27 protein-coding genes are annotated in these 21,229 nt (G+C 57.7%); 14 read left to right on the plus strand and 13 right to left on the minus strand.

The features are described 5' to 3' along the window. Window positions 1-98: 98 nt before the first annotated feature. Both DIT71_RS13555 and DIT71_RS13560 read right to left on the minus strand, forming a co-directional pair. Window positions 99-545 carry a YHS domain-containing (seleno)protein gene (locus DIT71_RS13555; RefSeq protein WP_114613767.1) on the minus strand — a complete coding sequence of 149 codons (447 nt, stop codon included), beginning with the start codon at window positions 543-545 and terminating at the stop codon, window positions 99-101. Between the two features lie 141 nt (window positions 546-686). Then, window positions 687-1,679: an MBL fold metallo-hydrolase gene (locus DIT71_RS13560; protein ID WP_114613768.1), complete on the minus strand. Its 993-nt coding sequence runs from the start codon at window positions 1,677-1,679 to the stop codon at window positions 687-689. Window positions 1,680-1,841: 162 nt separating this feature from the next. Between DIT71_RS13560 and DIT71_RS13565 the strand changes: the two genes are divergently transcribed. Continuing rightward, the gene (locus DIT71_RS13565; protein WP_114613769.1) at window positions 1,842-2,222 is read left to right on the plus strand and encodes a DUF6152 family protein; all 381 of its coding nucleotides are present in this window, start codon (window positions 1,842-1,844) and stop codon (window positions 2,220-2,222) included. Window positions 2,223-2,230: 8 nt separating this feature from the next. After that, a complete protein-coding gene (locus DIT71_RS13570; RefSeq protein WP_114613770.1) occupies window positions 2,231-2,716 on the plus strand; it encodes a hypothetical protein in 486 nt (161 codons plus the stop codon). Window positions 2,717-2,732: 16 nt separating this feature from the next. Here DIT71_RS13570 and DIT71_RS13575 read toward each other — a convergent pair whose 3' ends face one another. The 4 genes from DIT71_RS13575 to DIT71_RS13590 all read right to left on the minus strand — a co-directional run bounded on the left by DIT71_RS13575 (window position 2,733) and on the right by DIT71_RS13590 (window position 6,355). Continuing rightward, window positions 2,733-3,062, minus strand: coding sequence for a hypothetical protein (locus tag DIT71_RS13575; RefSeq protein WP_114613771.1), 330 nt, complete (start codon window positions 3,060-3,062; stop codon window positions 2,733-2,735). Window positions 3,063-3,197: 135 nt separating this feature from the next. Beyond that, complete coding sequence (locus DIT71_RS13580) at window positions 3,198-4,238, minus strand: M14 family metallopeptidase (protein ID WP_227538124.1); 1,041 nt, start codon at window positions 4,236-4,238, stop codon at window positions 3,198-3,200. Beyond that, window positions 4,235-5,743, minus strand: a complete 1,509-nt coding sequence (locus tag DIT71_RS13585; RefSeq protein ID WP_227538125.1) for a glutamate--cysteine ligase family protein — start codon at window positions 5,741-5,743, stop codon at window positions 4,235-4,237. Before DIT71_RS13585 ends, DIT71_RS13580 begins: the two co-directional genes overlap by 4 nt. 15 nt (window positions 5,744-5,758) lie before the next feature. Beyond that, window positions 5,759-6,355: an NUDIX hydrolase gene (locus DIT71_RS13590; RefSeq protein ID WP_114613774.1), complete on the minus strand. Its 597-nt coding sequence runs from the start codon at window positions 6,353-6,355 to the stop codon at window positions 5,759-5,761. Window positions 6,356-6,494: 139 nt separating this feature from the next. On the opposite strand from DIT71_RS13590, the gene DIT71_RS13595 reads away from it, so the two are divergent. The 6 genes from DIT71_RS13595 to DIT71_RS13615 all read left to right on the plus strand — a co-directional run bounded on the left by DIT71_RS13595 (window position 6,495) and on the right by DIT71_RS13615 (window position 9,908). Next, window positions 6,495-7,799, plus strand: coding sequence for a ferredoxin reductase family protein (locus DIT71_RS13595; RefSeq protein ID WP_114613775.1), 1,305 nt, complete (start codon window positions 6,495-6,497; stop codon window positions 7,797-7,799). Window positions 7,800-7,929: 130 nt separating this feature from the next. Further along, entirely contained in the window at window positions 7,930-8,394 is a 465-nt protein-coding gene (locus tag DIT71_RS13600) for an AtaL-like protein (RefSeq protein WP_114613776.1), read from the plus strand. 198 nt (window positions 8,395-8,592) lie between these two features. Continuing rightward, on the plus strand, window positions 8,593-8,826 hold the full coding sequence (locus DIT71_RS18225) for an iron-containing alcohol dehydrogenase (protein WP_244312033.1): 234 nt from the start codon (window positions 8,593-8,595) through the stop codon (window positions 8,824-8,826). Next, entirely contained in the window at window positions 8,787-9,026 is a 240-nt protein-coding gene (locus tag DIT71_RS18230; protein ID WP_227538126.1) for a hypothetical protein, read from the plus strand. Before DIT71_RS18225 ends, DIT71_RS18230 begins: the two co-directional genes overlap by 40 nt. Window positions 9,027-9,060: 34 nt before the next feature. Next, a complete protein-coding gene (locus DIT71_RS13610; protein WP_114613777.1) occupies window positions 9,061-9,390 on the plus strand; it encodes a rhodanese-like domain-containing protein in 330 nt (109 codons plus the stop codon). Between the two features lie 44 nt (window positions 9,391-9,434). Further along, window positions 9,435-9,908, plus strand: a complete 474-nt coding sequence (locus DIT71_RS13615) for a hypothetical protein (RefSeq protein WP_144114495.1) — start codon at window positions 9,435-9,437, stop codon at window positions 9,906-9,908. Here DIT71_RS13615 and DIT71_RS13620 read toward each other — a convergent pair. From DIT71_RS13620 to DIT71_RS13630, 3 genes are all read right to left on the minus strand, one after another. Next, window positions 9,829-10,299, minus strand: coding sequence for a PIN domain-containing protein (locus tag DIT71_RS13620; protein WP_158538975.1), 471 nt, complete (start codon window positions 10,297-10,299; stop codon window positions 9,829-9,831). The genes DIT71_RS13615 and DIT71_RS13620 overlap by 80 nt on opposite strands. Before the next feature lie 17 nt (window positions 10,300-10,316). Next, complete coding sequence (locus DIT71_RS13625; protein ID WP_114613780.1) at window positions 10,317-12,305, minus strand: hypothetical protein; 1,989 nt, start codon at window positions 12,303-12,305, stop codon at window positions 10,317-10,319. Between the two features lie 89 nt (window positions 12,306-12,394). Then, window positions 12,395-14,305 (minus strand): 3-oxoacyl-ACP synthase III family protein, encoded by a 1,911-nt coding sequence (locus DIT71_RS13630; protein ID WP_114613781.1) that lies wholly within the window; start codon window positions 14,303-14,305, stop codon window positions 12,395-12,397. Between the two features lie 201 nt (window positions 14,306-14,506). On the opposite strand from DIT71_RS13630, the gene DIT71_RS13635 reads away from it, so the two are divergent. From DIT71_RS13635 to DIT71_RS13645, 3 genes are all read left to right on the plus strand, one after another. After that, on the plus strand, window positions 14,507-14,854 hold the full coding sequence (locus DIT71_RS13635; RefSeq protein WP_114613782.1) for a c-type cytochrome: 348 nt from the start codon (window positions 14,507-14,509) through the stop codon (window positions 14,852-14,854). Between the two features lie 30 nt (window positions 14,855-14,884). Beyond that, window positions 14,885-15,718: an ion transporter gene (locus DIT71_RS13640; protein WP_227538127.1), complete on the plus strand. Its 834-nt coding sequence runs from the start codon at window positions 14,885-14,887 to the stop codon at window positions 15,716-15,718. Between the two features lie 129 nt (window positions 15,719-15,847). Then, a complete protein-coding gene (locus tag DIT71_RS13645; protein ID WP_114613784.1) occupies window positions 15,848-16,282 on the plus strand; it encodes a DUF4399 domain-containing protein in 435 nt (144 codons plus the stop codon). 10 nt (window positions 16,283-16,292) lie between these two features. On the opposite strand, the gene ltaE is transcribed toward DIT71_RS13645, so the two are convergent. Continuing rightward, complete coding sequence (ltaE, locus tag DIT71_RS13650; protein ID WP_114613785.1) at window positions 16,293-17,303, minus strand: low-specificity L-threonine aldolase; 1,011 nt, start codon at window positions 17,301-17,303, stop codon at window positions 16,293-16,295. 62 nt (window positions 17,304-17,365) lie between these two features. Here ltaE and DIT71_RS13655 point away from each other — a divergent pair, with 62 nt between their 5' ends. Then, complete coding sequence (locus tag DIT71_RS13655; protein WP_319921921.1) at window positions 17,366-17,917, plus strand: GFA family protein; 552 nt, start codon at window positions 17,366-17,368, stop codon at window positions 17,915-17,917. Between the two features lie 52 nt (window positions 17,918-17,969). On the opposite strand, the gene DIT71_RS13660 is transcribed toward DIT71_RS13655, so the two are convergent. Further along, window positions 17,970-18,638, minus strand: coding sequence for a glutathione S-transferase family protein (locus DIT71_RS13660; protein WP_114613786.1), 669 nt, complete (start codon window positions 18,636-18,638; stop codon window positions 17,970-17,972). Window positions 18,639-18,770: 132 nt separating this feature from the next. On the opposite strand from DIT71_RS13660, the gene DIT71_RS13665 reads away from it, so the two are divergent. Further along, window positions 18,771-19,019 carry a hypothetical protein gene (locus tag DIT71_RS13665; protein WP_227538128.1) on the plus strand — a complete coding sequence of 83 codons (249 nt, stop codon included), beginning with the start codon at window positions 18,771-18,773 and terminating at the stop codon, window positions 19,017-19,019. On the opposite strand, the gene DIT71_RS18490 is transcribed toward DIT71_RS13665, so the two are convergent. Continuing rightward, complete coding sequence (locus DIT71_RS18490; protein ID WP_114613787.1) at window positions 19,012-19,884, minus strand: patatin-like phospholipase family protein; 873 nt, start codon at window positions 19,882-19,884, stop codon at window positions 19,012-19,014. The genes DIT71_RS13665 and DIT71_RS18490 overlap by 8 nt on opposite strands. A gap of 61 nt (window positions 19,885-19,945) precedes the next feature. Between DIT71_RS18490 and DIT71_RS13675 the strand changes: the two genes are divergently transcribed. Next, window positions 19,946-20,401 carry a GatB/YqeY domain-containing protein gene (locus tag DIT71_RS13675; RefSeq protein ID WP_114613788.1) on the plus strand — a complete coding sequence of 152 codons (456 nt, stop codon included), beginning with the start codon at window positions 19,946-19,948 and terminating at the stop codon, window positions 20,399-20,401. Here the strand turns inward: DIT71_RS13675 and DIT71_RS13680 are convergent. Next, a complete protein-coding gene (locus DIT71_RS13680) occupies window positions 20,398-21,165 on the minus strand; it encodes an SDR family oxidoreductase (RefSeq protein ID WP_114613789.1) in 768 nt (255 codons plus the stop codon). The genes DIT71_RS13675 and DIT71_RS13680 overlap by 4 nt on opposite strands. Window positions 21,166-21,229 lie beyond the last annotated feature (64 nt).

Genomic DNA, 21,229 nt, shown 5'->3' on the forward strand with positions numbered 1-21,229 from the left:
GAAAACTGGGACAGATCTCTCTTATCGGTGTGGTTGGTGAAATCATCGAGCTCTCGGTTTGATTAATCCGGTAAATAGATCTGTCCCGGTTTTCCCAACTAATCCAGAACCTTGGGCCAATTCGCATCCGCCTGGCGAATAAACCCGTCGGCGTCGTCCAGCCATTTATCCTGCACGGACTGGTTGTAGTTCAGGTATAGCCGGCCATTCCGGATATTCCAGTGCTTCGGGTCCCCTTTTGCAAGATAGCCCTGGCTCACCGCCCAGGCGCAATAGCCGCCATAGGCGGGCGCATAGCGTTCAGGGTTGGCTTCGAAGCGGGCAAGATTCTCGGCGTTGGCAAAACGCCAGTTGGCCCCCTGCCACTGGGTAGTGAAATCGCTGGAGCCTTTTGTGGGTTTCCCTGTTTCGAAGTAACTGACGGTGTCGTACCCGCCTGCGCCGGTATTGCTGAGAAGACCGGTATAGACCGGTGGCTCGGAAGCCCATGCGGTGGTTGTGAAAATCAGGGCCGTGGCGATCAGCACTAAGAGGAGCCTGTTCATGTCATTCTCACTGTTGTATTGGAGCTACATGCACTACGACAACGGTGATAGCAGTTTGTTACACGGGAAAATCTGAAATGGAAAACCGGGACAGATCTATTTTATCGGTGAGCGTGATGATGTCCCCGCTCTGAAAGTCGGTCACTCCGGCGACCAAGCTTCCCCATGTTGCATGATCCGGAACACCGACTCACTCAGGCCCTGTCTCTCCAATGCCAGCCGCAGTCGCCGGGGTGGCTCGTCCATGGGTTCATCGGTGAGTACGAAGGTGCCCCAGTGCATGGCTACCGACTGGCGGGCGCCAATATCCTGGTGAATCCTGACCGCTTCCTCCGGCGCCACGTGCACCGGGGCCATGAACCAGCGTGGGTCGTAGGCGCCGATGGGGAGCAACGCCAGGTCAATGGGCGCGAATAGCTCGCCAATGTCGCGAAATACTTCGCCATAACCGGTATCACCGCCGAAATAGAACCTAAAGCCATCCATTTCCAGGAGCCAGCTACACCAGAGCGAGGTGTTGGTGTCGGTAGCGGTTCGGCCGCTGAAGTGCTGGGCCGGGAGGCAGAACACTTTATTTGCGCCGGCCAGGGGCGCGGATTGCCACCAGTCCAGTTCCACCAGGTTGTGGATGCCGCGCTTCTCGAACCAGCGTCGCAGATCCATGGGAATACAGAAGCACAGGTTATCCCCGAAACGTCGGTGCAACTGGTGTACGGTTGCTTCATCGAGATGGTCGTAGTGATTGTGGGAAATCAGCACCAAGTGGATGGGCGGCATGTCTGCCACCGTCAGGGCGGGGGGTGTGAACCGCTTTGGCCCGACCAGCCGGAAGGGGCTGGCACGATCCGACAGCACCGGGTCTGTCAGTACGTTCAGGCCCCGGTATTGGAACAGGAATGAGGCATGCCCCAGCCAGGTCAGCTGCGGAGCTTCCGGCGGTTTCATCAGCAAGTGCGCATCCGGGCGCAGCACCGTATAGCGTTTACCCTGCGGGAAGCGGCGGCCGGGAGCGAGTTGCCAGCGAAGGAGGTCCCCCAGACCACGATGGGGTATGCGCTCCAGGTTATGATACCTGCCCCGATGGAAGTGGGGTTTCGCGGCAAGGGCTGCCAGGCGTTCACGGTCGATGGTCATGGATCGGGCTCATCAGTTTTCAATGAACGCAATTTATGATGCATAACTCCAATAATAACGATAGCCGCCCCCAGTTCCGCCATATCCCGATTGTCTAATATACTGAGTTATGGAACTTACGGTTTGGATTACCCGGATAAATCCGCCACAAGAGGATTGGATATGCCCCACGTTCGTTTTACCTACCTGCTCGGTTTTGCTGTCCTTGCTGCTTTTCTCGCTGCCTCTGCTGTCCACGCTCATCACGGTTGGGCCTGGGCAACGGATGAAGAATTTGAAATCACCGGTGTCATCCAGTCTGTGCGCCTGGGTAATCCCCATGGCGAGGTCACCATAGACGTGGATGGCGAGGAATGGGTTGTGGAAGTTGGTCAGCCCTGGCGTAACGACCGTGTTGGGCTCAGCGCAGAGATGTTGATCCAGGGGCGTGAAATTACCGTGCATGGGCATCGCTCCGCGAAGGAAGGCGAACGGCTGATCAAGGCTGAACGGGTAGTGATCAACGAGGAAGACTACGACTTGTATCCCGGCCGCACGTCCTGAGCGCGGGGATGATTGAGCAGGCGCTGGTCTCTGTCGAGAACCTGGCTTTCGTCTCGGCCTTGCGCAACTCAACGTACATGTACCCGCTGGTAAACGCCGGCCATATTCTCGGGATTTCGATGCTGGTCGGCGGCATTGTGCCGCTGGATTTGCGTTTGCTGGGGCTCTGGCGACATTACCCCGTGATGGTATTTGTCGATGTGCTGCGGGTCACGTCGGCGATTGGTCTGGGTTTTGCGGTTGTCTGTGGAGTGTTGTTATTCGCTACGGCGGCCGTGGACTATGCCGCATCGCTGTTGTTTCAGGCGAAAATGGCGTTGGTCCTGCTGGGTGTGTCGAACGCGTTGATCCTGGGGCGGGTTTTGAAGCGCCAGGATATACGAAGTTTCCCGATGAAGGCCCCCATGCCTTTCTCCCTAAGGGCAGGGGCTGCGTTGTCTCTGGTGGCCTGGTTAAGTGCGCTGCTCCTTGGGAGACTGCTGGGATACTTCTGAGCAGGCGATCCCATCTTCAATCAGCTGACTTTTCGTGGCTCGGTTCCGAGTGCAGATCATCGGCCTTCGTGCCGTTTGTTGGCGGAGAATTCATGTGGTTCTTGTTCTGCATGCCAGACTGGTCGCCCATTTTCGAATCAGCTGGTTCATCAGTATTGTATCGGGACTTGGTGACTTCCTTGTCGTGCTCGGGCCTCTGCGTCGCAGGATCAGCGTCGTGGCCCATGCTTTGCTCCCCCAGATCCGTATCCCCGTTGCTGCCTGGGGAAGCGAGCACAGCACCTGAACCCAGGGCTATGGCCGGTGTGAGCAATGCATAAAACAGGAGTGAATGTCGTTTGTTCATAGGATTCTCCTTGAATCGCATGGGTATCGAATTCTGGATGAGTTCCTATCCTATGCTCAGGGAGTTGTTCAGTCAGTGCGCTAGAGCGCTTAGCGGAAACTCGGGCGGATTATTTTCGCGGCTTATCTGACGGGGCTAAAAAATGGGTTCGCCTGTTGCCTTGACCGCATAGAACAGACAGTCACTTTTCGCAATGGCTGGGTTGGTGGTAATCATAAAGGCTTTGATGGCCTGAGCGGGGTAGATCTGCCCATTTTCGACTCGCAGAACCTGCTCCATGTTCTCGCTCCGGTTGTGGCCGATCGCTGTGAGTATGCCCAGGCCTTTTTTACCGACCCATCCGAGAGGCTCATCCGGGGAGACAATGCCAAAATTGCGGTGCTCGATGTCTGGTGGAAACGTCAGGTCAGCATGGCCGGTAGGCTTAAGGCGGTATTCTATGGTCGCGTCAGGTGCCAGCTCCACCCGAATCGGGTTGCGCAGTACGGCGACGTCCCACTCCGCTTTTTCCAGTGCCAACACGTCGGGCCTTGAGGTGTACCGAACGAGCCCTTCGTACGCGAGTGCATGCGCCTGATCATCCTGGGCTCCACCACACTCGATGGTGACCGTGGGCACTTCCTGCTCGGAGTATTCCATCAGCGCACCCAGACGAAGGTCGGTCATGATGAGGCGGTCGGTATAGAGTGAGGTCAGCGCCTGATGTTCGGCGTCATTGGTGATGGTTACAGCGAAGGCCGGGCCTGTGCCCGAGGTGTTGTGCACGTCCAGCAGGCATTCGGGTTTCGCCTTATGAAGCTCTGCCAGCATGGCTTGTGCGATGGCCCCTTCTTCGCCTTCGAAAGGCTCTTTGAAACACCGATTGAGATCGAGGCCTTTGGGTAGCTGGCGAGATGAGAACCTGGGTGGGATCTTCGCCGGATAGACGCCTCCGAGGAGAAACAGCATGTTGACTGCGGGCGTGTGCTGCTCTAGCAGCCACCGGTGCAGCGCAAACAGACCAGAAGGCTCATTGCCGTGCAGAAGCGTTGCCATGGCCCGGGTACGGGAGCGGTCGCGACCGGTGACGTTTACCACTGTAGGCTTGCGCAGTCGGTCCAGCCACTCAAGGGGAGAGCGACCCAGCGTCCGGGGTGACGGGTCATTCAGGTAATCAAGTAAATTCGAGTTGCTCACGGCGACAGCTTCCATTCATGCAGCGGGATGTTTTTCTTCTGGTTGGCCATGTAAAGAGACAGCATGCTCCGGAACGCTTCATCGCGACTCAGGGATTTGAACAAAGACTCGGTGATGTGGCGCTGCCACCGCGCGCCCGACATGGCCGTTTCAATGCGGCCTTCGATGATTCCCAGCAGGCGGTAAATCTCTGTCTCATCCACGGCGGTCTGTTTCAATGCTTCCCGGGCGCGGGGCAGCAGATCTCGAGCCACAGTCAGCAGGGGCGTATCCTGCAACTGAACCTGATCCTTGTGCGGCCAGATGATTTCAGCGCCAATGCCATATTTGGCTGCGCGGTAGAAATTGTGTTCGGTGTAATGGAACGGCAGTATCGACGTCAGGTGGCGGATGTCACTGAGCACCGCCAGCGCAGCCCCGATCACGAACAGGCCATTCGCACACATATCAGCGGCGGTCGGGCCTGCAGGCATGGAACGGATCTCGATGCGCAGATGGCCGCCGTCGGCGTGATCATAAATGGCCCGGTTCCAGGGCCAGGTGGTTCCCTGGTGCAGGCGCAGTTCGGCGAGCTTGGGCACTTCGCCAAGATCAATCACGGCCATCGGATCTTCATCAGACATTAGTGGGATGATCGGTGGGTACAGTGATGCCGATGCTGCAAACAGTTCCCAGGCGCTGCGTGTCCAGCCGTTTCCGTAATAGACCCGTGGTGGATGGCGCCAGGTTTTATGGTTGGGGGATCGGCTGTCAATGGATTGCTTGAACAGGGCAATGCGGGTTTCGTCCCAGAGGTGGTGGCCAAAAAGGCTGGGTGAATTGCTGGCCAGAGCGAGCACAACCGGGGTGACCAGTTGTACCGCATTGAAATAATCGGCAAAACGATGGGCGGGCACACGCCAGTGCAGCTGGAACGACGTATTGGCTCCTTCCATGTAGACGTCGTCGGCCTCCAGATCGATGACATCGTTGCCACCAATATGGATGCTGAATGGCTCACCCCGTTGCTTGAGCAGCGCGTTCGATAGCGCATGATAGCGGGGCTCGTCTGTCATCACCTTCGCGCCCATATCGGACTGGCGAAGGGTGGGCAGAATGCCGATCGGCACCAGTTCCCCAGCCAGTGGCGCGGCGTGCTGGTTGATCCGTCGGATCGCAGCGAGCAGCTCCTGCTCCGTCCTGGCAAACGGAGATCCCCTGAACGCCTGGGGGCTGAGATTGTATTCGAGATTGAAGCGGTTGAGCTCAACCGTCAGTTGGGGGTCCTGAACGCTGGCGGCGATTTCTGTGTTGATGGGTTGCACTTGCAGGTCAGGGTTTACGATGTAGAACTCGACCTCGGCGCCAATGGAAGTCTCTCCCTCACCAAACCCTGGCCGGTTCAGAAGACGAGTGAGCGCTTTAAGGTCCATCCGGACCTTGGCTGCAAAACGCTCAAACTCTTCCGGCGCAAATTCTGTTGTCTTGATTGACAGTCCCACGGCAACGTCGACTCTGGCACTCACTTACTTTGATAGTAGTCAGTTCTGGGAGTCTTTCATGCAAATTTCGGAAGTCAGTGTCAGCAGTTCCTGCAACATGCTGTAGCTCAGCCCCCAGATGCAGGCGTCCTGGTAGTGGCAGCAGGGCAGATTCAGGGTGCCGAGGGGCGTGCGCCAGGGAAGCTGACCCTGGTTCTCGCCGGCAGCGAGGTAGTCCAGGGGAACCCAGACCGCCCGCTCGACTTCATGATTGGGTGCGACGGCCTTTGGCCCCAGCCATTCGAATACGTAGGGGGTCACCACCATGGGGCGCCAGCGGCTGTGATGGCGGGTGATCAGGTCTGATAGCCGGGCCCGATAGTGGCCGTGGCGGCTGAGATCTATGCCGGTTTCTTCCCGAGTTTCCCGCTCGGCGGCAGCCCGCGCCGACGTATCCTCAGGTTGCAGTCGGCCCCCAGGGAAACCTATGTCGCCGGACCAGGGATCACCTTCCCGCAGGGCCCGCTGGATGAAGAGCAACTCTTTGCCACCGTCTTCCGTTGTTCGAAAGATCAGCGCGACAGACGCCCGAGCGAATCGGCGCCGGAACGGAATTTTATGGGGGCGAAAACGACTGACCCATGACTTTGGGGGCACGAAAATCTGTCCTCTGCTGACTAGGACTTACAGTTAACCATATTACTCGGACTTGTGGTGGTCTCATCGCAGCGGCTTTGCCAAGGGTTCTATGGAAGACTAGATTAAATGGACAGGGGACGTGAAATAGGCCCGAAAGATGAAACTGCTGTTTTTGATTGTTGCTTACCTAGTCGCTGTCACCTTGCCGTTGGTTTTATCCTCTCTGGTCGGAGGGCCCCCTCGTCAGTTCCACCAGGAATTGGCATCGGGTCTGGGCATTCTCGCCTTCTCGATGATTCTGGTGGAATTCATTCTGTCCGGTCGTTTCAAGACCATTTCAAATGGTGTTGGACTGGATGTGACCATGCGGTTTCACCAGATCATGGCCCGTACGGCGCTTGTTTTTGCTCTATTGCACCCGTTTTTGTACCAGGGGACGCCGTCGGGTGGTCCCCGCCCATGGGATCCCACGCGCCAGTTGACGCTCACTACCGATTTTTCTCCCCTGTCGACAGGTATTGCCGCCTATCTGCTTCTTGCAGGTCTTGTTGTCATGGCTATCGGGCGCACGCAGCTGGGCTACAAATACGAGACATGGCGCCTTTTACATGGGGTCGGCGCCCTCTTGATTGCGGTTCTTCTATTGCATCATACCGTGTATGCCGGGCGTTACGGCTCGCAGCCTGTTATGACCTGGTGGTGGCTTACAATGACTGGCGTGGCTGTTGGTTCACTGCTTACGGTTTACCTTCTGGTTCCTCTTCGGCAGAAGGCTCGTTCCTGGCGCGTAGCATCCGTGGTCCAGTTGACGCCAAAGCAATGGGAATTGACTGTGGAGCCGGTCGGTCACCGGGGGCTGAATTACCGGGCCGGGCAATTCGTTTGGCTAAATGTGGGGCACAGCCCTTTCTCGATGAAAGAAAACCCGTTTTCCATTTCCTCAGCGCCGGCGGCTGGGCCAGAATTATCTTTCATGATCAAAGAGCTCGGTGACTTCACGCGAACAATTAGCCAGATAAAAACTGGAACTGTTGCCTATCTCGACGGGCCCTACGGCAATCTGTCTGTTGATGGTCGTGTTGAACCCGGGGTGGCTCTCATTGCAGGGGGCGTTGGCCTCGCTCCGCTGCTGGGCATACTCCGGCAACTGCGCCTGACCGGCGATTCGCGCAAGCACAAGCTGATCTATGGCAATCGGGTGATCGATCAGATTGCCTATCGCGAAGAGTTGGGTGAGGAGGGCGTGGTCTATGTACTGTCAGAACCCCCAGAGCACTGGCATGGAGAGGCAGGCTTCATAGATGGGGGGCTGGTAGATCGCGTTTTTTCTGAGAGGGAGTTCAGCGAATGGGCCTTTGTGATGTGCGGGCCGACGATCATGATGAACATCGTTGAGGATCACCTGATTAAAAGAGGCACACCCTCTCATCGGATTCTGTCGGAGCGGTTTCACTATGACTAATGCACTCAAACGTTTGAGCCACCGGCAACGGGTTTCTTTGACCTTCTGGGTTGTGAACATCACGATATGCGTGACTCTTCTCGTTTTTGTATTGCGCTAATTCATGCTGATGGACTCTTGAGGAGGCCAAGTGACCTTTGAACACCTTGTTCAGATCAACGACCTGACGAAGCCGGAACTGCCAGCCCTGACCCGCTTCCAGATATGGGAAGGCCTGGTGCTCCGGGCAAGGCGCCCGGACAAGTTCCTGATAGGAGTCGACGATTACGAGATCCTCGAGCAGGGACCGGCCTACATGAAACGATGCCTGCAACTGCCGGGGCTGCAGGTAGTTGACGAAGTCACGCTCTGGTCGGAGGCCAGAATCGAGTACAGAACTTTGCCAACGGACACGCTTCCAGAGGCAACGCTCGTCATGGATATTGAGGAGCCGGAACCCGGGTCGCTTTTTGTCCGCTTCCGATATCACACAGCCAGCATCGAGGACCGGGGTGATTCGATGCCCTATGACCAATTTCTCCACCAGGCCTATGTGGCCACGGACATTGAAACGATTCAGATCATCCGGCAGCTGGCGGAGACGGGGGTGTTCTGAACCTGCGTGGCCAATCAAAAACGGCGTAGCGATAACTTTTGTTCGGCGCGCCCGTAAAGTCAGATCTGCATTTTGGGCGTAACTCGGTGTCTGTGCCTGCTTCAAATAAAGTAGGCCACTGTAGCCACTGTATGTAACTTCAGGGCGGTCGAAGTCGTCCAGACACTGTCAGTCGCAAAAGAGCCAGACCTGAAGACACTGACAGCCGCCATTGATAGGGGTAAATCACTGGGTGTCGATCTGGTACTCGGTATGGGTGGTGGCTCTGTGATGGATTCGGCCAAGGTTCTCGCGGCCATGTTGCCGGGGCAGACCGGATTGATGGCTCACCTGGAGGTGATCGGGGACGGGCTGCCCCTTTCGGCCATGCGCCTGCCGCTAACCGGGATAACGTGGTCAACTCTGAACAGAAGGCTCGTATCGACCAGGTGATTGGCTGGATTGGCGAGGTGTTTCAGACGTCCAGGGACCACGCCTTGCCGGATTTCCATGAATGGATTGCCCGGAGTGGCCTGCCGGGGCTTGCGTCAACAGGCGTGACGGAAGAGCAGATTATCTCAGCCTCGCAAGCGGCGGCCAGCTGCGGTTTGCACGGGTTGAAGTCCTCCGGTGCGCTTGATCGTATAAACTGATCATTAAAGCCCTAATGTGAGGAGGAGACTGATCATGAGAACGTTCGTTTCAATGAAGGCCATCCTGATAATTCTGTTGCTGGTGTTTGCACCGACGGTAGTGCAAGCGAAGTCGGTGTGGATTGATGTCCGGACGGAAGCCGAACATCGGCAGAATCACATTGATGGTGATCCGCTTATTCCACACACAGGCATTGTCGCGCAGGTCACTGAGCTGTTTCCGGATAAAGATACGGAGATTCACCTGTATTGCCGCAGCGGCAACAGGGCCGGTAAAGCAAAGTCTGCCCTGGAGAGTGCGGGCTATACCAATGTGAAAAACAAGGGTAGTGTTGCAGATGCGCGAGAGGCCCGTGATCTTTAGAGGAGCCGCGATTTTCAATTTTGATTCACAGGAGGTACCAGACTTTGCGATACCCGTTGCGATTACAGGCCGGCGCCCTGCTGTTGGCAATGGTTATGCCGCTGGCCCCGGGGCACGCCGCAGAGAATGACGGTGATGCAACCGAGGAGTCGTTACGCAAGGACTTGCAGAGCCTGGATCAGGAGCTGACCGATTTCAGCAGCGAGCGACGGGAACGATTGATGACGGACATCGAGGAGGTTCTCGGTGCCATTGAGGCCCGTATAGAAACGCTGGACAGTCGCCTGCAGGATAACTGGAATTCGGCCGACAGGTTAGAGCGGGCCCAGGCGCAGACTGCGGTGGCAGCGCTCCGCCGTGAACGGTCACGGGTAATGGAATGGCGCCAGCGTATGCAGGACAGCACTGATGTTACCTGGGCGTCGATGAAGGATGGTTTCAACGACGCCTTCGACGAACTCGTCGAGGCCTGGCAGAGTGCCGAGCAGAATGTTCGTCAGGCGGTGAAGGAGAACTGACAGGGCGCAGGAATTCCTCCGGCGTGACAATGGGTACCCGCGCCCGTTTGCGACCTGCTAACAGATCGTCGTCGTTGCTGATCAGGGTGGCGCCGCTGGCGTCCGCCAGGGCAGCGAACTTGCGGTCGGCGGGGTCTGGCACGTAACGGAATTGGCCCGGGTCGGTCCGGCCCCGGAAGCGCGCGTCCTTGCGGAACAGGGCCTTGCTGTCGCGCATCGACAGTGGCGGGATCTTGCGAAGGATATACTCGATCTCGCCCCGGGTCTCGTGGTTCCAGACTACTCGCAGCTTACCCTTGCGGACCAGCCCGAGGATTTTCGCAGAGGCGCTGTGGCGGTTGAATCCCCCCGCCACCAATACGTTGGTGTCCAGGATAACGTCCGTTGCCATCAGCGCCGCCTTTGCCATTAGCGCCCCGCCGCCCAACTGTCTTTCGCCAGCTCCATGGCGCGATTCACTTCGTCGGCCGGCACCTCGCCCGGCTCGCCCTTTTCGAGGGGGTCATAGTGAAAGACGTACAGGCGGGAGACGAACTCGGCCACCGGTAACGAGGCTTCGCCAAAACGTTCATTGTGGCCGTGGGTTGAGGTGACGATGCCCTGGCCCCAGTTCTGCCCGCTGTCGTTGTTGGGGTTGAAAAAGTAGACGCGCATGGTTTTGTCCGAATCCAGCGCCAGGCGCTGGATGGTGATGGCGTGCCAGCCAAGAAAGCGCGTGGCGCTGTCGGTCACAGCAATACCGGCCGGTTGTGGATTGATAACCGGGATGTTGCCGTTGTAGAAGGGGTGATAGGCAGCGTAAAAATCGCGAATGAAGCCGTCGAAGTCTTTGAGGCCGCCCGTGAATACGTCGACCGCAATTCGAAATCCGTGGCCGACATGATCGCCATGAAATTCTGCGTTGACCCATTTGTGCGGATCCTCTCCGCGCCCGACACTGCGCCGCCCCATTTCAAAGTAGATGCGATCCAGATGAGGTACGGTCAGTAGGGATACCGCATCCACATTCACCGGTGGCTCGGTCGCCAGGCCGGCGCCGAGTTCCCGCGAGGATATACTGTTACCTTCAAAGCGCATCACGATTTCATCATCGCGCGCGGCCCAGGCAAGGATCCGCAGCAGCTCCGCCGGCATGTTGTAGGCCCACATGGACAGGGCGCGCGTGGACTGGCAGGTGGGATAGTTTCCCTGTCCGATTCCCAGCGGGCGCCCGAGCACATTGAGCACGTCGGCGAGCAGAAAGCATTCGGGGGAGCGGCTGCTCCCGAAGACGGCCACAATCTTCCCGGCGGCAGCGTCGCACAGCGGCAGGCGTATCTGGCGCCACAGGGATGGCGCCACAGGGGGCGAGTAGAGAATGCCCCGCTCCAGCATCATGGCCAGGCCATAGGCACACTGGCTGGTCTCTGGAAATACGGCCTCATCGATCAGGCGGTGGATCAATGCGGGGTAGCAGTGAAACGCGTCGGCACCTGTATAGCTCAATCCAAGGGCCGTCGGGATCAGTTCGTTCCAGCGGCCACGCAGATAGCGTATGAACACCGGCATGTAGGCGGACACCAGGCCGGTACTGTGCATGGCCTGGGCAAAGGCGATGGCCTCCTGTAGCAGGGTGGCATCGTCCATTTCCGCCAGTCGTTCAGAATAGATCTCAAAGCCGGGATCCTCACGGCAACCCTCGGTGGGGCTGAACACGGCGTTAATCAGTTGCACCGCGTCGTCGCTGACTTCGCCACCCAGCGCGTCCGGTTTTTCCAGGCAGACCGCTATCTGGGTCACCATGTGCTTGACGCCCTCTACCTGAACGGGGCGTTGCGCCAGAATACGCCAGACTTCGGCTACCAAGTGTTCCAGGAGGTCTTCGTAGCCCAGATGCCGCAACAGGTAGTGATACAGGTTCTGAACCGCGTAGCCGAGCTGATCGGGTCGCAGCCGGTCGCTCTCCTGGAGATCACTGACCACCAGGTCGAGATTCATTGCCAGTACCTGGGCGAGAAAGTGATGGGCGTGTTCCGCCGAGATGGACGCGTGGGTGTAATCGCCTTTGGCGACGGCCAGAAGGCGTATCTGGCTCAGGCATTCAACCATTGTTGCCGCCGGTTCCCCGTGGCGAACGGTGCGTGCCGCCAGCGAGGGGACCAGTGTCTGTGGCAAGTCCCAGTCGCTCCCACCAAAGAATCCTGCCGACTCAATAGCTGGCACGCGCTCGTAAAGCGCCTCCACGCCTTCGGGGCTGAACATCAGCGGTTTTGCCGCGTCGATCACCTCGAATACCGGAGAGACACCCTCAATGGCATTGGTTTCAGCAAGGCGGTTGATGGCCGCGTCGAGTGGCTTCAGGAGCTCGACTGACGCGCCGTTATACTGGTTTTCAGGTTCGTTGTTGGCTCTGGTCATAGCGTCCTATCCTTCAGTGAACCTCAGGACATGTCAACTCGGCCCTCAGAGTCATCGCAATGCTGCACTAGCATGCCATCAGGTTCTGCTTACGTATGGAATGCCTCCTTGATATCTTCAATGGAGGAATGCGCCTTCGTCGACGACGGGCTCATGGCGAGGGCAGTTGTCACCTCCGGTGCCACCATCGCAGGCTCCAGTGACAGGATAACGTAGCCGCCAACGGCCCCGGCGCCGAAGCCGGGAGCAAAAACCAGCGAGCGTTTGTCGATCGCTTTATCGAAGACGGCGTCGGCGAGCGCGATCGGGATGCTCGCGGCAGAGGCGTTGCCGACCTCGGAGATGTTGAAGTAAATGTCGTTGGCGTCAATGCCCTGGGCCTCGGTGATCTCGGTGATCATGGTCTTGTTGGCCTGGTGAGGTACGATGATGTCGATATCGAGTCCGAGCCCGGACAGCTCGCCCATCATCTGGTTCAGGTAGCGCTTGACCAGCGCCTTGACCTCGGGGCCGTAGACCGTGATGTCGTTGTCGAAATCGTGATTCGGCCAGATGATCGAGTTCACTTGGCTGGCGGGCCCGCTGGCATAGGTCTGGACCACGTGGATGTCGCGTTCACCATCGGATGGCGCGATCACCACGGCGGCGGCGCCGTCGCCAAAGATCATCCGCGACGGTCGGGCATTGCCGATCTTGTCCGAGAACTTCTCGGCCATGACCAGAAGGACCGGGCGTTCGATCTCCTGCAGCAGGCGGACCGCTTCGGCGACGCCATAGGGAAAGCCGGCGCAGGCCGCGACGATGTCGGCGGAGCAGTGGGTCTGCAGGATGCCCAGCTGGCCGGAGAGCCAGGTGGCGGTCGACGGGATCAGTCGGCTTGAGGTGCAGGAGCAGAATAGTACTGCACCGATCTCCTCGGCCCCGCGACCGGCATGCCTGAGGGCTGCCCGTGCGGCCTCAAGAGCGATATTCTCCAGTGGCTCGGCGGTATAGCGGCGCCGTTCGATGCCGGTTTTGTCAGCGATTTCCTTCGCGCTCATCGGTGACCACGAGGACGGGGAATTGCGCACCACATCCTCGTTTGAGCAGATGACCTCACCCTTGCGGACGGCCAGCGCCTCGATCTTCGGCTGGATCGGCGAACTGTCACCGATCACCGTCGGCGGATAGGGCCGAACGGGCTCAACGGCAGGATCCGGCGTCGGCGCCTGCCTGGCAACGGTGGCACCCTTCTTTTCGCGGTTGATGAATTCAAGCACGTGGCGGTTTTTCGGATAGAACAGCACGACGATGTCGTCATCCTGCATCTCGGCCAGCGGCTTCAGCCGGGCCTGGCTCCGGTCCCAGGGCTGCTGGTTGTGCAGCACCATAGACCAGCGCCGGAGCGCCTCAAGTTCAGCCTGCTGGTCGGAAACATCGAGGATGTCGTCGATGCTGAAACGCGGGTGGTCGGGATCATAGTTGCCAAGGGTGGTCGTGCTGGCCCCGGCAGCGGCAAGCGCTTCGGCAATCGTGGCCTTGATCGGCGGCAGTGAGGTTGCGTGATAGAGCTTGTTGGAAAAGCAGTCGAAGAGCAGGTCGAACAGCTCGTCTTCAGCGGTTGCGCTCCACTTGGCAGGCAGCTGCGCGTAAGCTTCGCGGACACTTGCGGTCTTGGCTTCCCGTCCCTCCCAGGGCTGCAGCAGGGGCACAAAGACATCGTCGCGGTTCCGCGGGACATCACGCCAGCGCATCGGCTGCTTGTCATACATTACCAGCGCGTACCGGTTTGCCCAGAACAGGTGCAGACCGATGTCGCGCAACAGGTCATAGCGCGTCCCATAGCTCCCCGCAGCGGCCCGCTCGGCGATTTCGGTACCGGTCGGCGCTTTGACTTCGAAATCGCGCCGGATAATCGCTTTCAGCTGGTCAAGATTGCTGATGGTCGAAAAGTCGAGCTCGGTAAAGATGCTTGAGGGAAACACCAGTTTTCCATGCTTGTTCAGTCGAAACGGCTTCATGAATGCTCCTTGCTGATACCCGGTAATTGCCAGCTTCTCGATGTGGTGTAACAGGCAGTATAGGAAAGATCGGGAAAGATTTATTTTATTCGGGCACTTTGTGTGGTCGTCCATCCTGGTCTAAGTTTCAGCTTGAGGTGTCAGAGTTACCCTGGACCGTTTGCAGTGGTCCCGTCTGAATCAACCAGGGAGGGATTGGCTATGAAATCTAAACTCTTACCCGCCATGCTGGCGGGTGTCCTTTGCCTGGGGGCTGGCTCAGTATTTGCCGAATCCCATGGCATGACCAGTATGCAGCTGGCCGAGGAAAAGAAGTGCACGGCCTGCCATGCTGTCAATGAAAGTGAAGCCCTATCAGTAGCGCCATCGTTCCGGAGTATCGCCCAGAGGTATTCGATGAATGAGTCTGATCGGCTGGTTCAGGTTGTGCTGACTGGCGGAGAGGATCACTGGGGCAATACCGAAATGCCGGATATGGGGGTTCGCACTGACGTCAGTCGTGAAGATGCTGAAAGGCTCGTGAAGTGGATTCTGGAGATGGAGGAGTAAACGATTAGCGAGAAAGAAAAACCGGGCGGTTTGGGAATCAAAACCCGCCTGTTTCAGATCATTTTCGAATCAGACACCCGCTTGGCCAAAGGCTTTGATATTTTTCTGGCTTTGCTGATATTTCTCAGCGTCGGAATCATCTTGCTGGATAGTGTCCCGGAATATCATGACCGCTTCGGTGACATCTTTTATGCGCTGGAATGGGGGGTAACGCTGCTGTTCACTGTTGAGCTCGGCCTGCGTATTTACTGTCTGGAGAAACCGACGCTCTACCTGAAAAGCTTTTACGGGGTTATCGACGTTCTGGCGGTTCTGCCTACCTGGCTGGCACTTCTGTTCCCCGGTGCGCAGACCCTGGTAGTGGTGCGCCTGCTGCGGACCTTGCGCCTGTTCCGGGTGCTGGAAATGATGGCGCTGGTGGGCGAGGGCCGCCTGCTGATGGACGCACTGGTTCGCAGCCGGGACCAGATCCTGCTTTTTCTGTTCACAGTGCTGATACTTGTCACCATTTTTTCTTCTCTTCTCTATCTCATTGAGCCCGCCGAAGCGGGCTTCAGCAGTATTCCCAAATCCATTTACTGGGGAATAGTGACGCTGACGACGGTGGGCTATGGCGATATAACGCCGATTACCCCCTGGGGGCAGTTCATTTCCATGATGATTATGCTGACAGGCTACTCGATTATTGCGCTTCCCGCTGGCGTCTTTTCCGCGGAAGTCATTCGTGCCCTGCGGGCGGAACGTTATTCCGACGAAGCCTGCCCGGGGTGCGGTAAGCACCAACACGAAACTGACGCCAGGTACTGTAAATATTGCGGAACCTGGCTTGACGAAGAGAAGCCGGAGCCGGTCGGTTCCGGCTGAAAACCGTGACGGCGCCATGCTCTCCGAAGCCAAGGCACCCGGACATTGCCGATGGCCATTTGTTACTCAGCAAGATCCTGAAATGTGTCCTACCATTGGAGATGTAGCACCTCACTCAAGGAATGGGTCATGAACATAATCAATAGTGCACAGCGTTTGCTTTTCTGTTCTGTTCTTGCCGCATCGATGGTTTCCGGGGCCAATGGAGCAACGCCTGCGCCCGAAGGAGCGGCGGTGTATTTTGTTACGCCGCTTGACGGGCAGACCGTGAGTTCGCCGCTGACGGTGAGGTTCGGCCTCGAAGGCCTGGGAGTGGCGCCGGCCGGCGTGGAACGCGAGGGCACCGGGCACCACCACCTGCTGGTGGATGTCGATGAGCTGCCGCCGCTGGACGAGCCGGTTCCTGCCGATGACCGCCATATTCATTTTGGCGGTGGACAGACCCAGACCACCGTGGAACTGTCGCCGGGGGAGCATACTCTGCAATTACTGGTAGGAGATCACCTGCACATACCTCATGAGCCGCCGGTCATGTCCGAGAAAATTACTGTCACGGTGGAGTAACGGCAGAGCGTCACGACTGATAGAACCGTTGGATGGCATCCAGCAGTTGATCCACATCCTGGCGGTTCACATCCAGGTGCGTCACAAAGCGGATCGGGTCTCCTGCTGTGATCAGAATGCCCTGGCCAGCCAGGTAATCCCGCAGTTGCTCGGCCCTGCCGATCCGGCAGCGGGCATAGACGATGTTGGTCTGGGTACTGGCGGGGTTGATGTCCAGTTGCGGAATTCCAGCCAGGCCGGCGCCCAGGTAGTCGGCGTTGGCGTGATCCTCAGATAGCCGCAGCGGCCCCTGCTCAAGGGCGATTCGCCCGGCAGCGGCGAGTATGCCGGCCTGGCGCATGCCGCCACCGAGCATTTTGCGCAGGCGTGTTGCGCGCTCAATAAAGGTTTTTGTGCCCAGTAGCAGCGACCCGACCGGTGCGCCCAGCCCTTTCGAGAGGCAGACGCTGACCGAATCATAGTGTCTGGTTATCTCGGTCACATCACAGCTGGATTTTACCGCGGCATTGAATACCCGGGCGCCATCGAGGTGCAGCAGAAGTTTATGCTCGTTGCACAAGGCGCGGGCCTGGCGCTGATAGTCCAGTGACAGTACCTTGCCGCCGATGGTGTTTTCCAGCGAAAGCAGGCGGGTACTCGCAAAATGGATGTCATCGGCCTTGATGGCCGCTTTTGCTTTGTCGAGGCTGATGCTGCCGTCCGGCTCGTTCTCGATCGGTTGCGGTTGCACGCTGCCCAGTACGGCGGCGCCACCGCCCTCGTAGCGGTAGTTGTGCGCGGACTGGCCGCAGAGGTATTCATCCCCCCGGCCACAATGGCTCATGATTGCCAGCAGGTTGGCCTGGGTGCCGGTGGCGGTGAACAGGGCCGCTTCGAAGCCCAGGCGGTCAGCGGCGGAGGCCTGCAGGCTGTTCACGGTGGGGTCGTCACCGTACACGTCGTCTCCCACCTCGGCGCTGGCCATGGCATCGCGCATTTTTGCGGTCGGGCGGGTAACGGTATCGCTGCGGAAATCGATCATGGTGAGGCTGCTCGTGAGTTATCGGGGTTGGCGCATTCTACAAGCCACCACACAGATCGACCATGTTCAAAATATTCTGCTACCAAAGTGCTGCTGATTCCGCCATTTCGTACGATGGACATCGGGGGATTGTCTTTGGGACAGTGGTGGCGGCACAACAACAAACAAAACAAACAAGAGAGGCGATCATGAGCGAATATCAGGGAAGTTGTTTTTGCGGAACCGTTAAGTTTCAGGTGTCCGGGGCGCCGGAGGCAATGGGGTATTGCCACTGTGATTCATGCCGTCGCTGGTCTGCCGGGCCGGTAAACGCCTTTTCCCTCTGGCCCATCAAGAACTTGCAGGTGTTATCCGGTGCCGATCAGGTTGGCGAATATCATCTTACCGAGCAGAGCTACCGCAAATGGTGTAAGCATTGCGGTGGGCATGTGTTCACAGATCACCCGGCGTGGGACCTGGTGGATGTGTACGTCGCCAATCTCCCTGGCCTGACATTCGAGCCGGCGTTGCACGTGCATTATCAGGAATCGGTGCTGCCGATCCGGGACGGATTGCCAAAAATGAAAGATATGCCCGCTGAAATGGGCGGGTCGGGTGAGACGTTGCCGGAGTAGAGCGCTGCAAGTTCTGCAAAATGGGGGAGGGCATGGAGCCCTCCGCCAGCATTCAGGCAAAGTCGTATTCCCCGCCCTTTTCGAGAGCCTTCTGGTAGGCCGGCCTGGCGTGCACTCGCTTTACCCAGGCGGTGATATGAGGCCGGTTCTTGCCGGCAATGCCCCGCGCTACTGAGGCTTCCAGCGGAAAACTCATCTGAATGTCCGCCCCGCTGAGGTTGTCCCCGAGAAACCAGGTGTTTTTCGACAGGTGGGATTCGACAAAATCCAGATGCGTCTTGATCATCGGGCCGATGAAGGTTTCATTGGTTTTGTTTGCAATGCCTTTTGCTATGGGCTTTACGAAAAACGGCATCGGGCTGGTTTTTATCTTTTCAAATACCAGGCGCATCACCAGTGGCGGCATCAGTGAGCCTTCGGCGTAATGCAGCCAGTAGGTGTAATCCAGCCACGCCTGGCCACCGCCCTCCGGCAGCATGGTGTCTTTGCCATAGGTGTGGGCAAGGTATTCGATAATGGCGCCGGACTCCGCCACCACCAGATCGCCGTCGGTGATCACCGGTGATTTGCCCAGCGGATGTACTTTTTTGAGGCTTGCAGGGGCCAGCATGGTTTTGGGATCACGCTCGTAATGCTGGATCTCGTAGGGTACTCCCAGCTCTTCCAGCATCCAGAGAACGCGTTGTGAGCGGGAATTGTTGAGGTGATGTACTGTAATCATGCAGATACTCCGTATGCATCAAAAGAAGGGGCAGGTTAGCAGAGTAGGCTGAAAAAGGGTTTTTGGTTCACACGCATTCCCAATATCCGGCTTAACCGGTAGCCTGAGATTGAAGCGGTTCAGGCTGACCTGATGCCCGCAGGGCAGGCTCTGGCGCTGGCAATGCTTCTTCAATCATCAACCTTCCTGGAGAAACTGGCCATGGAAACCCTGCTGGTAATTCTCGCTGTGCTTTTTCTGGCCCTGATCATAATAATTCCGCTGGCCGAAAAATACGCGCCCAGGGGTGAGCCGCGGGACTACAGCAAAATAACCCGGTGGATCATACCGCTGATGGCACTGGCTATTGTGCTGCAACTGGTCAGGCACTACTTCATGTGAGGCGTTTCAGGCCTTTGAGAACCTCGGGCACCTTGAAGGGCAGCACTTTCCCGACCGCTTTCACCAGGCTGATAACGACATTCATCCGCTTGTACCAGAGCACCTGGCGAATTTTTTTCAGCATGGGTCGATAACCTTCCATGTAAAGCTCTTCCACACAGTCGGCGTTGTTGGTGAGGCTGTAACGGCTCAGGTCCAGCGGAACCGATATGTCTGCCTTTTTCAGTTGCTTGCGGGTGCTGAAGTCGATAGCGATGTTGATGGCATTACTGATTACATCAAATGTATCTTCCGGTTTCGGATAACGGCTGACATGGCTCAGATCCACGGCCACGGTAATGCCGGCGCCCATTTGCGCCAGGGGCGATATCGGGACGTTTTCAACCAGCCCGCCGTCTACCAGAATCCGGCCATTGATCTCCACTGGAACAAACAGGCCTGGCACAGCCATGGACGCACAGACGGCATCTGCCAGGTTTCCTTCTCGAAAGACCAGCTGCTCACCGGTTTCGATATCCGTTGCGCAAATCGCCAGGGGAATGTCGGCGTCTTCGATCCGGCAATCGCCCAGATCCCGATGGATCATCTCCCGAATGGAGTCGGTGCTGAACAGGCCACCGGGCTTGAAGGTAAAATTGATGATCTTGGACAGATTCAGCGTGGAACAGATTGAAAGTATGGATTCGGCCGGGCGGCCGAAGGCGTAATAGCTGGCGATCAGCGCCCCTGCACTGGTTCCGGAAATACAGTGAATCCGGATTTTCTCTTCCTCGAACGCCTTCAAAACGCCAATATGAGCAATGCCCTTGGCAGCACCACCTCCGAGGGCCAAACCGATACGGGTATTGAAGGGGTTGAGTTTCATTTATGAACGCCTAATTATGTTGGAAAGGTCAATTTTAAATTTATTTTAACAGAGGTCGACCATGGCAGAACTATCCCTGAAGGAACAACTGAACGACGCAGTGAAAGACGCGATGCGGAACAAGGATAAAACCCGGCTTGTCACCCTGCGCATGGCTCAGTCCGCGGTAAGGCAGATCGAGATTGATGAGCGTCGCGACCTGGGTGACGAGGACGTTCTGAAAGTTCTGGACAAGATGCTCAAGCAGCGCCGTGATGCCGCCAGTCAATACGACGATGCCGGCCGCGAGGAGCTGGGCGACAAGGAGCGGGCGGAAATGGTAATCATTGAGGAGTTCATGCCCGATGCCCTTACCGAGGATGACCTGGACGCCCTGATCCGGATGTCAATCAGTGCAACTGACGCCCAGGGAATGCAGGACATGGGGCGTGTAATGAATGACCTCCGCCCCCAGGTGCTTGGCCGGGTCGATATGGGCCATCTCAGCAAAAAAGTGCGGGATGCCCTCGCAGGCTAGTCCTCGTAAATCATCCTGCGGGTCATGCCACCGTCGATTACGAAGTTCTGACCGGTCACAAAGCGGGCTTGCTCCGAAATCAGGTAGGCCACCATGGCCGCTACGTCATCGGGTGTGCCGACGCGGCCACTTGGGTGCTGTCCATGATCGGACGCCGACAGGGGCTCAGGCTCGGAGGGCGCATCGGCCTGCCAGGCACGCACATCAATCCAGCCCGGGCTGATGCTGTTGGCACGGATCTCTGGCCCGAGACTCACAGCCAGTGCGTGGGTCAGCGCGATCAGGCCGCCTTTGGTGGCGGCATAAGCCTCGCTGTCAGGCTCGGACTGAAGGGCGCGGGTGGAGGCCATATTGACGATGCTGCCCCGGGTTTGCCGTAGATGTGGCACCGTATGCTTGGCCATCAGGAAGGCACCGGTCAGGTTGACGTCGATTCGCCGCTGCCACTGGGCCAGCTCAAGTGATTCGATCGGCCCGGTATCCGGATCCGCAAGCCCCGCATTATTGACCACCGCGTTCAGTCGCCCACCCCATCGCACAGCTTCAGCCACGCCGGAGGCTACGTCGGACTCGCGGGACACATCCGCTTTGATCAGGTGCAGAGTTTCTTTATTGCCGAGCTGCTGTCGGCATGCCTCAATGGCTTCGGCATCCTGGTCAAAGACCGCCACTCGCCAGCCCTTATCCAGGAAGTGGGCCGCAATGCCCTTGCCGATGCCTTGTGCGCCGCCGGTTACGAGTATGACCTGGGATTGCTGTGCCATGGGTTCTGGTTCCTTTTGATGAGAAAATGAACATGTTGTAAGAGCTGTTGCTTGCGGCCTGGGT

Origin of the sequence: Marinobacter vulgaris, from assembly GCF_003344045.1 — a bacterium.
Classification (GTDB): domain Bacteria; phylum Pseudomonadota; class Gammaproteobacteria; order Pseudomonadales; family Oleiphilaceae; genus Marinobacter; species Marinobacter vulgaris.

What these genes read in the sequence shown, in the direction of transcription:
- DIT71_RS13555 (WP_114613767.1), bottom strand. Translation starts at nt 545, where the DNA reads ATGAACAGGCTCCTCTTAGTGCTGATCGCCACGGCCCTGATTTTCACA.
- DIT71_RS13560 (WP_114613768.1), bottom strand. Translation starts at nt 1,679, where the DNA reads ATGACCATCGACCGTGAACGCCTGGCAGCCCTTGCCGCGAAACCCCAC.
- DIT71_RS13565 (WP_114613769.1), top strand. Translation starts at nt 1,842, where the DNA reads ATGCCCCACGTTCGTTTTACCTACCTGCTCGGTTTTGCTGTCCTTGCT.
- DIT71_RS13570 (WP_114613770.1), top strand. Translation starts at nt 2,231, where the DNA reads ATGATTGAGCAGGCGCTGGTCTCTGTCGAGAACCTGGCTTTCGTCTCG.
- DIT71_RS13575 (WP_114613771.1), bottom strand. Translation starts at nt 3,062, where the DNA reads ATGAACAAACGACATTCACTCCTGTTTTATGCATTGCTCACACCGGCC.
- DIT71_RS13595 (WP_114613775.1), top strand. Translation starts at nt 6,495, where the DNA reads ATGAAACTGCTGTTTTTGATTGTTGCTTACCTAGTCGCTGTCACCTTG.
- DIT71_RS13610 (WP_114613777.1), top strand. Translation starts at nt 9,061, where the DNA reads ATGAGAACGTTCGTTTCAATGAAGGCCATCCTGATAATTCTGTTGCTG.
- DIT71_RS13620 (WP_158538975.1), bottom strand. Translation starts at nt 10,299, where the DNA reads ATGGCAACGGACGTTATCCTGGACACCAACGTATTGGTGGCGGGGGGA.
- DIT71_RS13625 (WP_114613780.1), bottom strand. Translation starts at nt 12,305, where the DNA reads ATGACCAGAGCCAACAACGAACCTGAAAACCAGTATAACGGCGCGTCA.
- DIT71_RS13630 (WP_114613781.1), bottom strand. Translation starts at nt 14,305, where the DNA reads ATGAAGCCGTTTCGACTGAACAAGCATGGAAAACTGGTGTTTCCCTCA.
- DIT71_RS13635 (WP_114613782.1), top strand. Translation starts at nt 14,507, where the DNA reads ATGAAATCTAAACTCTTACCCGCCATGCTGGCGGGTGTCCTTTGCCTG.
- DIT71_RS13645 (WP_114613784.1), top strand. Translation starts at nt 15,848, where the DNA reads ATGAACATAATCAATAGTGCACAGCGTTTGCTTTTCTGTTCTGTTCTT.
- ltaE (WP_114613785.1), bottom strand. Translation starts at nt 17,303, where the DNA reads ATGATCGATTTCCGCAGCGATACCGTTACCCGCCCGACCGCAAAAATG.
- DIT71_RS13655 (WP_319921921.1), top strand. Translation starts at nt 17,366, where the DNA reads ATGTTCAAAATATTCTGCTACCAAAGTGCTGCTGATTCCGCCATTTCG.
- DIT71_RS13660 (WP_114613786.1), bottom strand. Translation starts at nt 18,638, where the DNA reads ATGATTACAGTACATCACCTCAACAATTCCCGCTCACAACGCGTTCTC.
- DIT71_RS13665 (WP_227538128.1), top strand. Translation starts at nt 18,771, where the DNA reads ATGCCCGCAGGGCAGGCTCTGGCGCTGGCAATGCTTCTTCAATCATCA.
- DIT71_RS18490 (WP_114613787.1), bottom strand. Translation starts at nt 19,884, where the DNA reads ATGAAACTCAACCCCTTCAATACCCGTATCGGTTTGGCCCTCGGAGGT.
- DIT71_RS13675 (WP_114613788.1), top strand. Translation starts at nt 19,946, where the DNA reads ATGGCAGAACTATCCCTGAAGGAACAACTGAACGACGCAGTGAAAGAC.
- DIT71_RS13680 (WP_114613789.1), bottom strand. Translation starts at nt 21,165, where the DNA reads ATGGCACAGCAATCCCAGGTCATACTCGTAACCGGCGGCGCACAAGGC.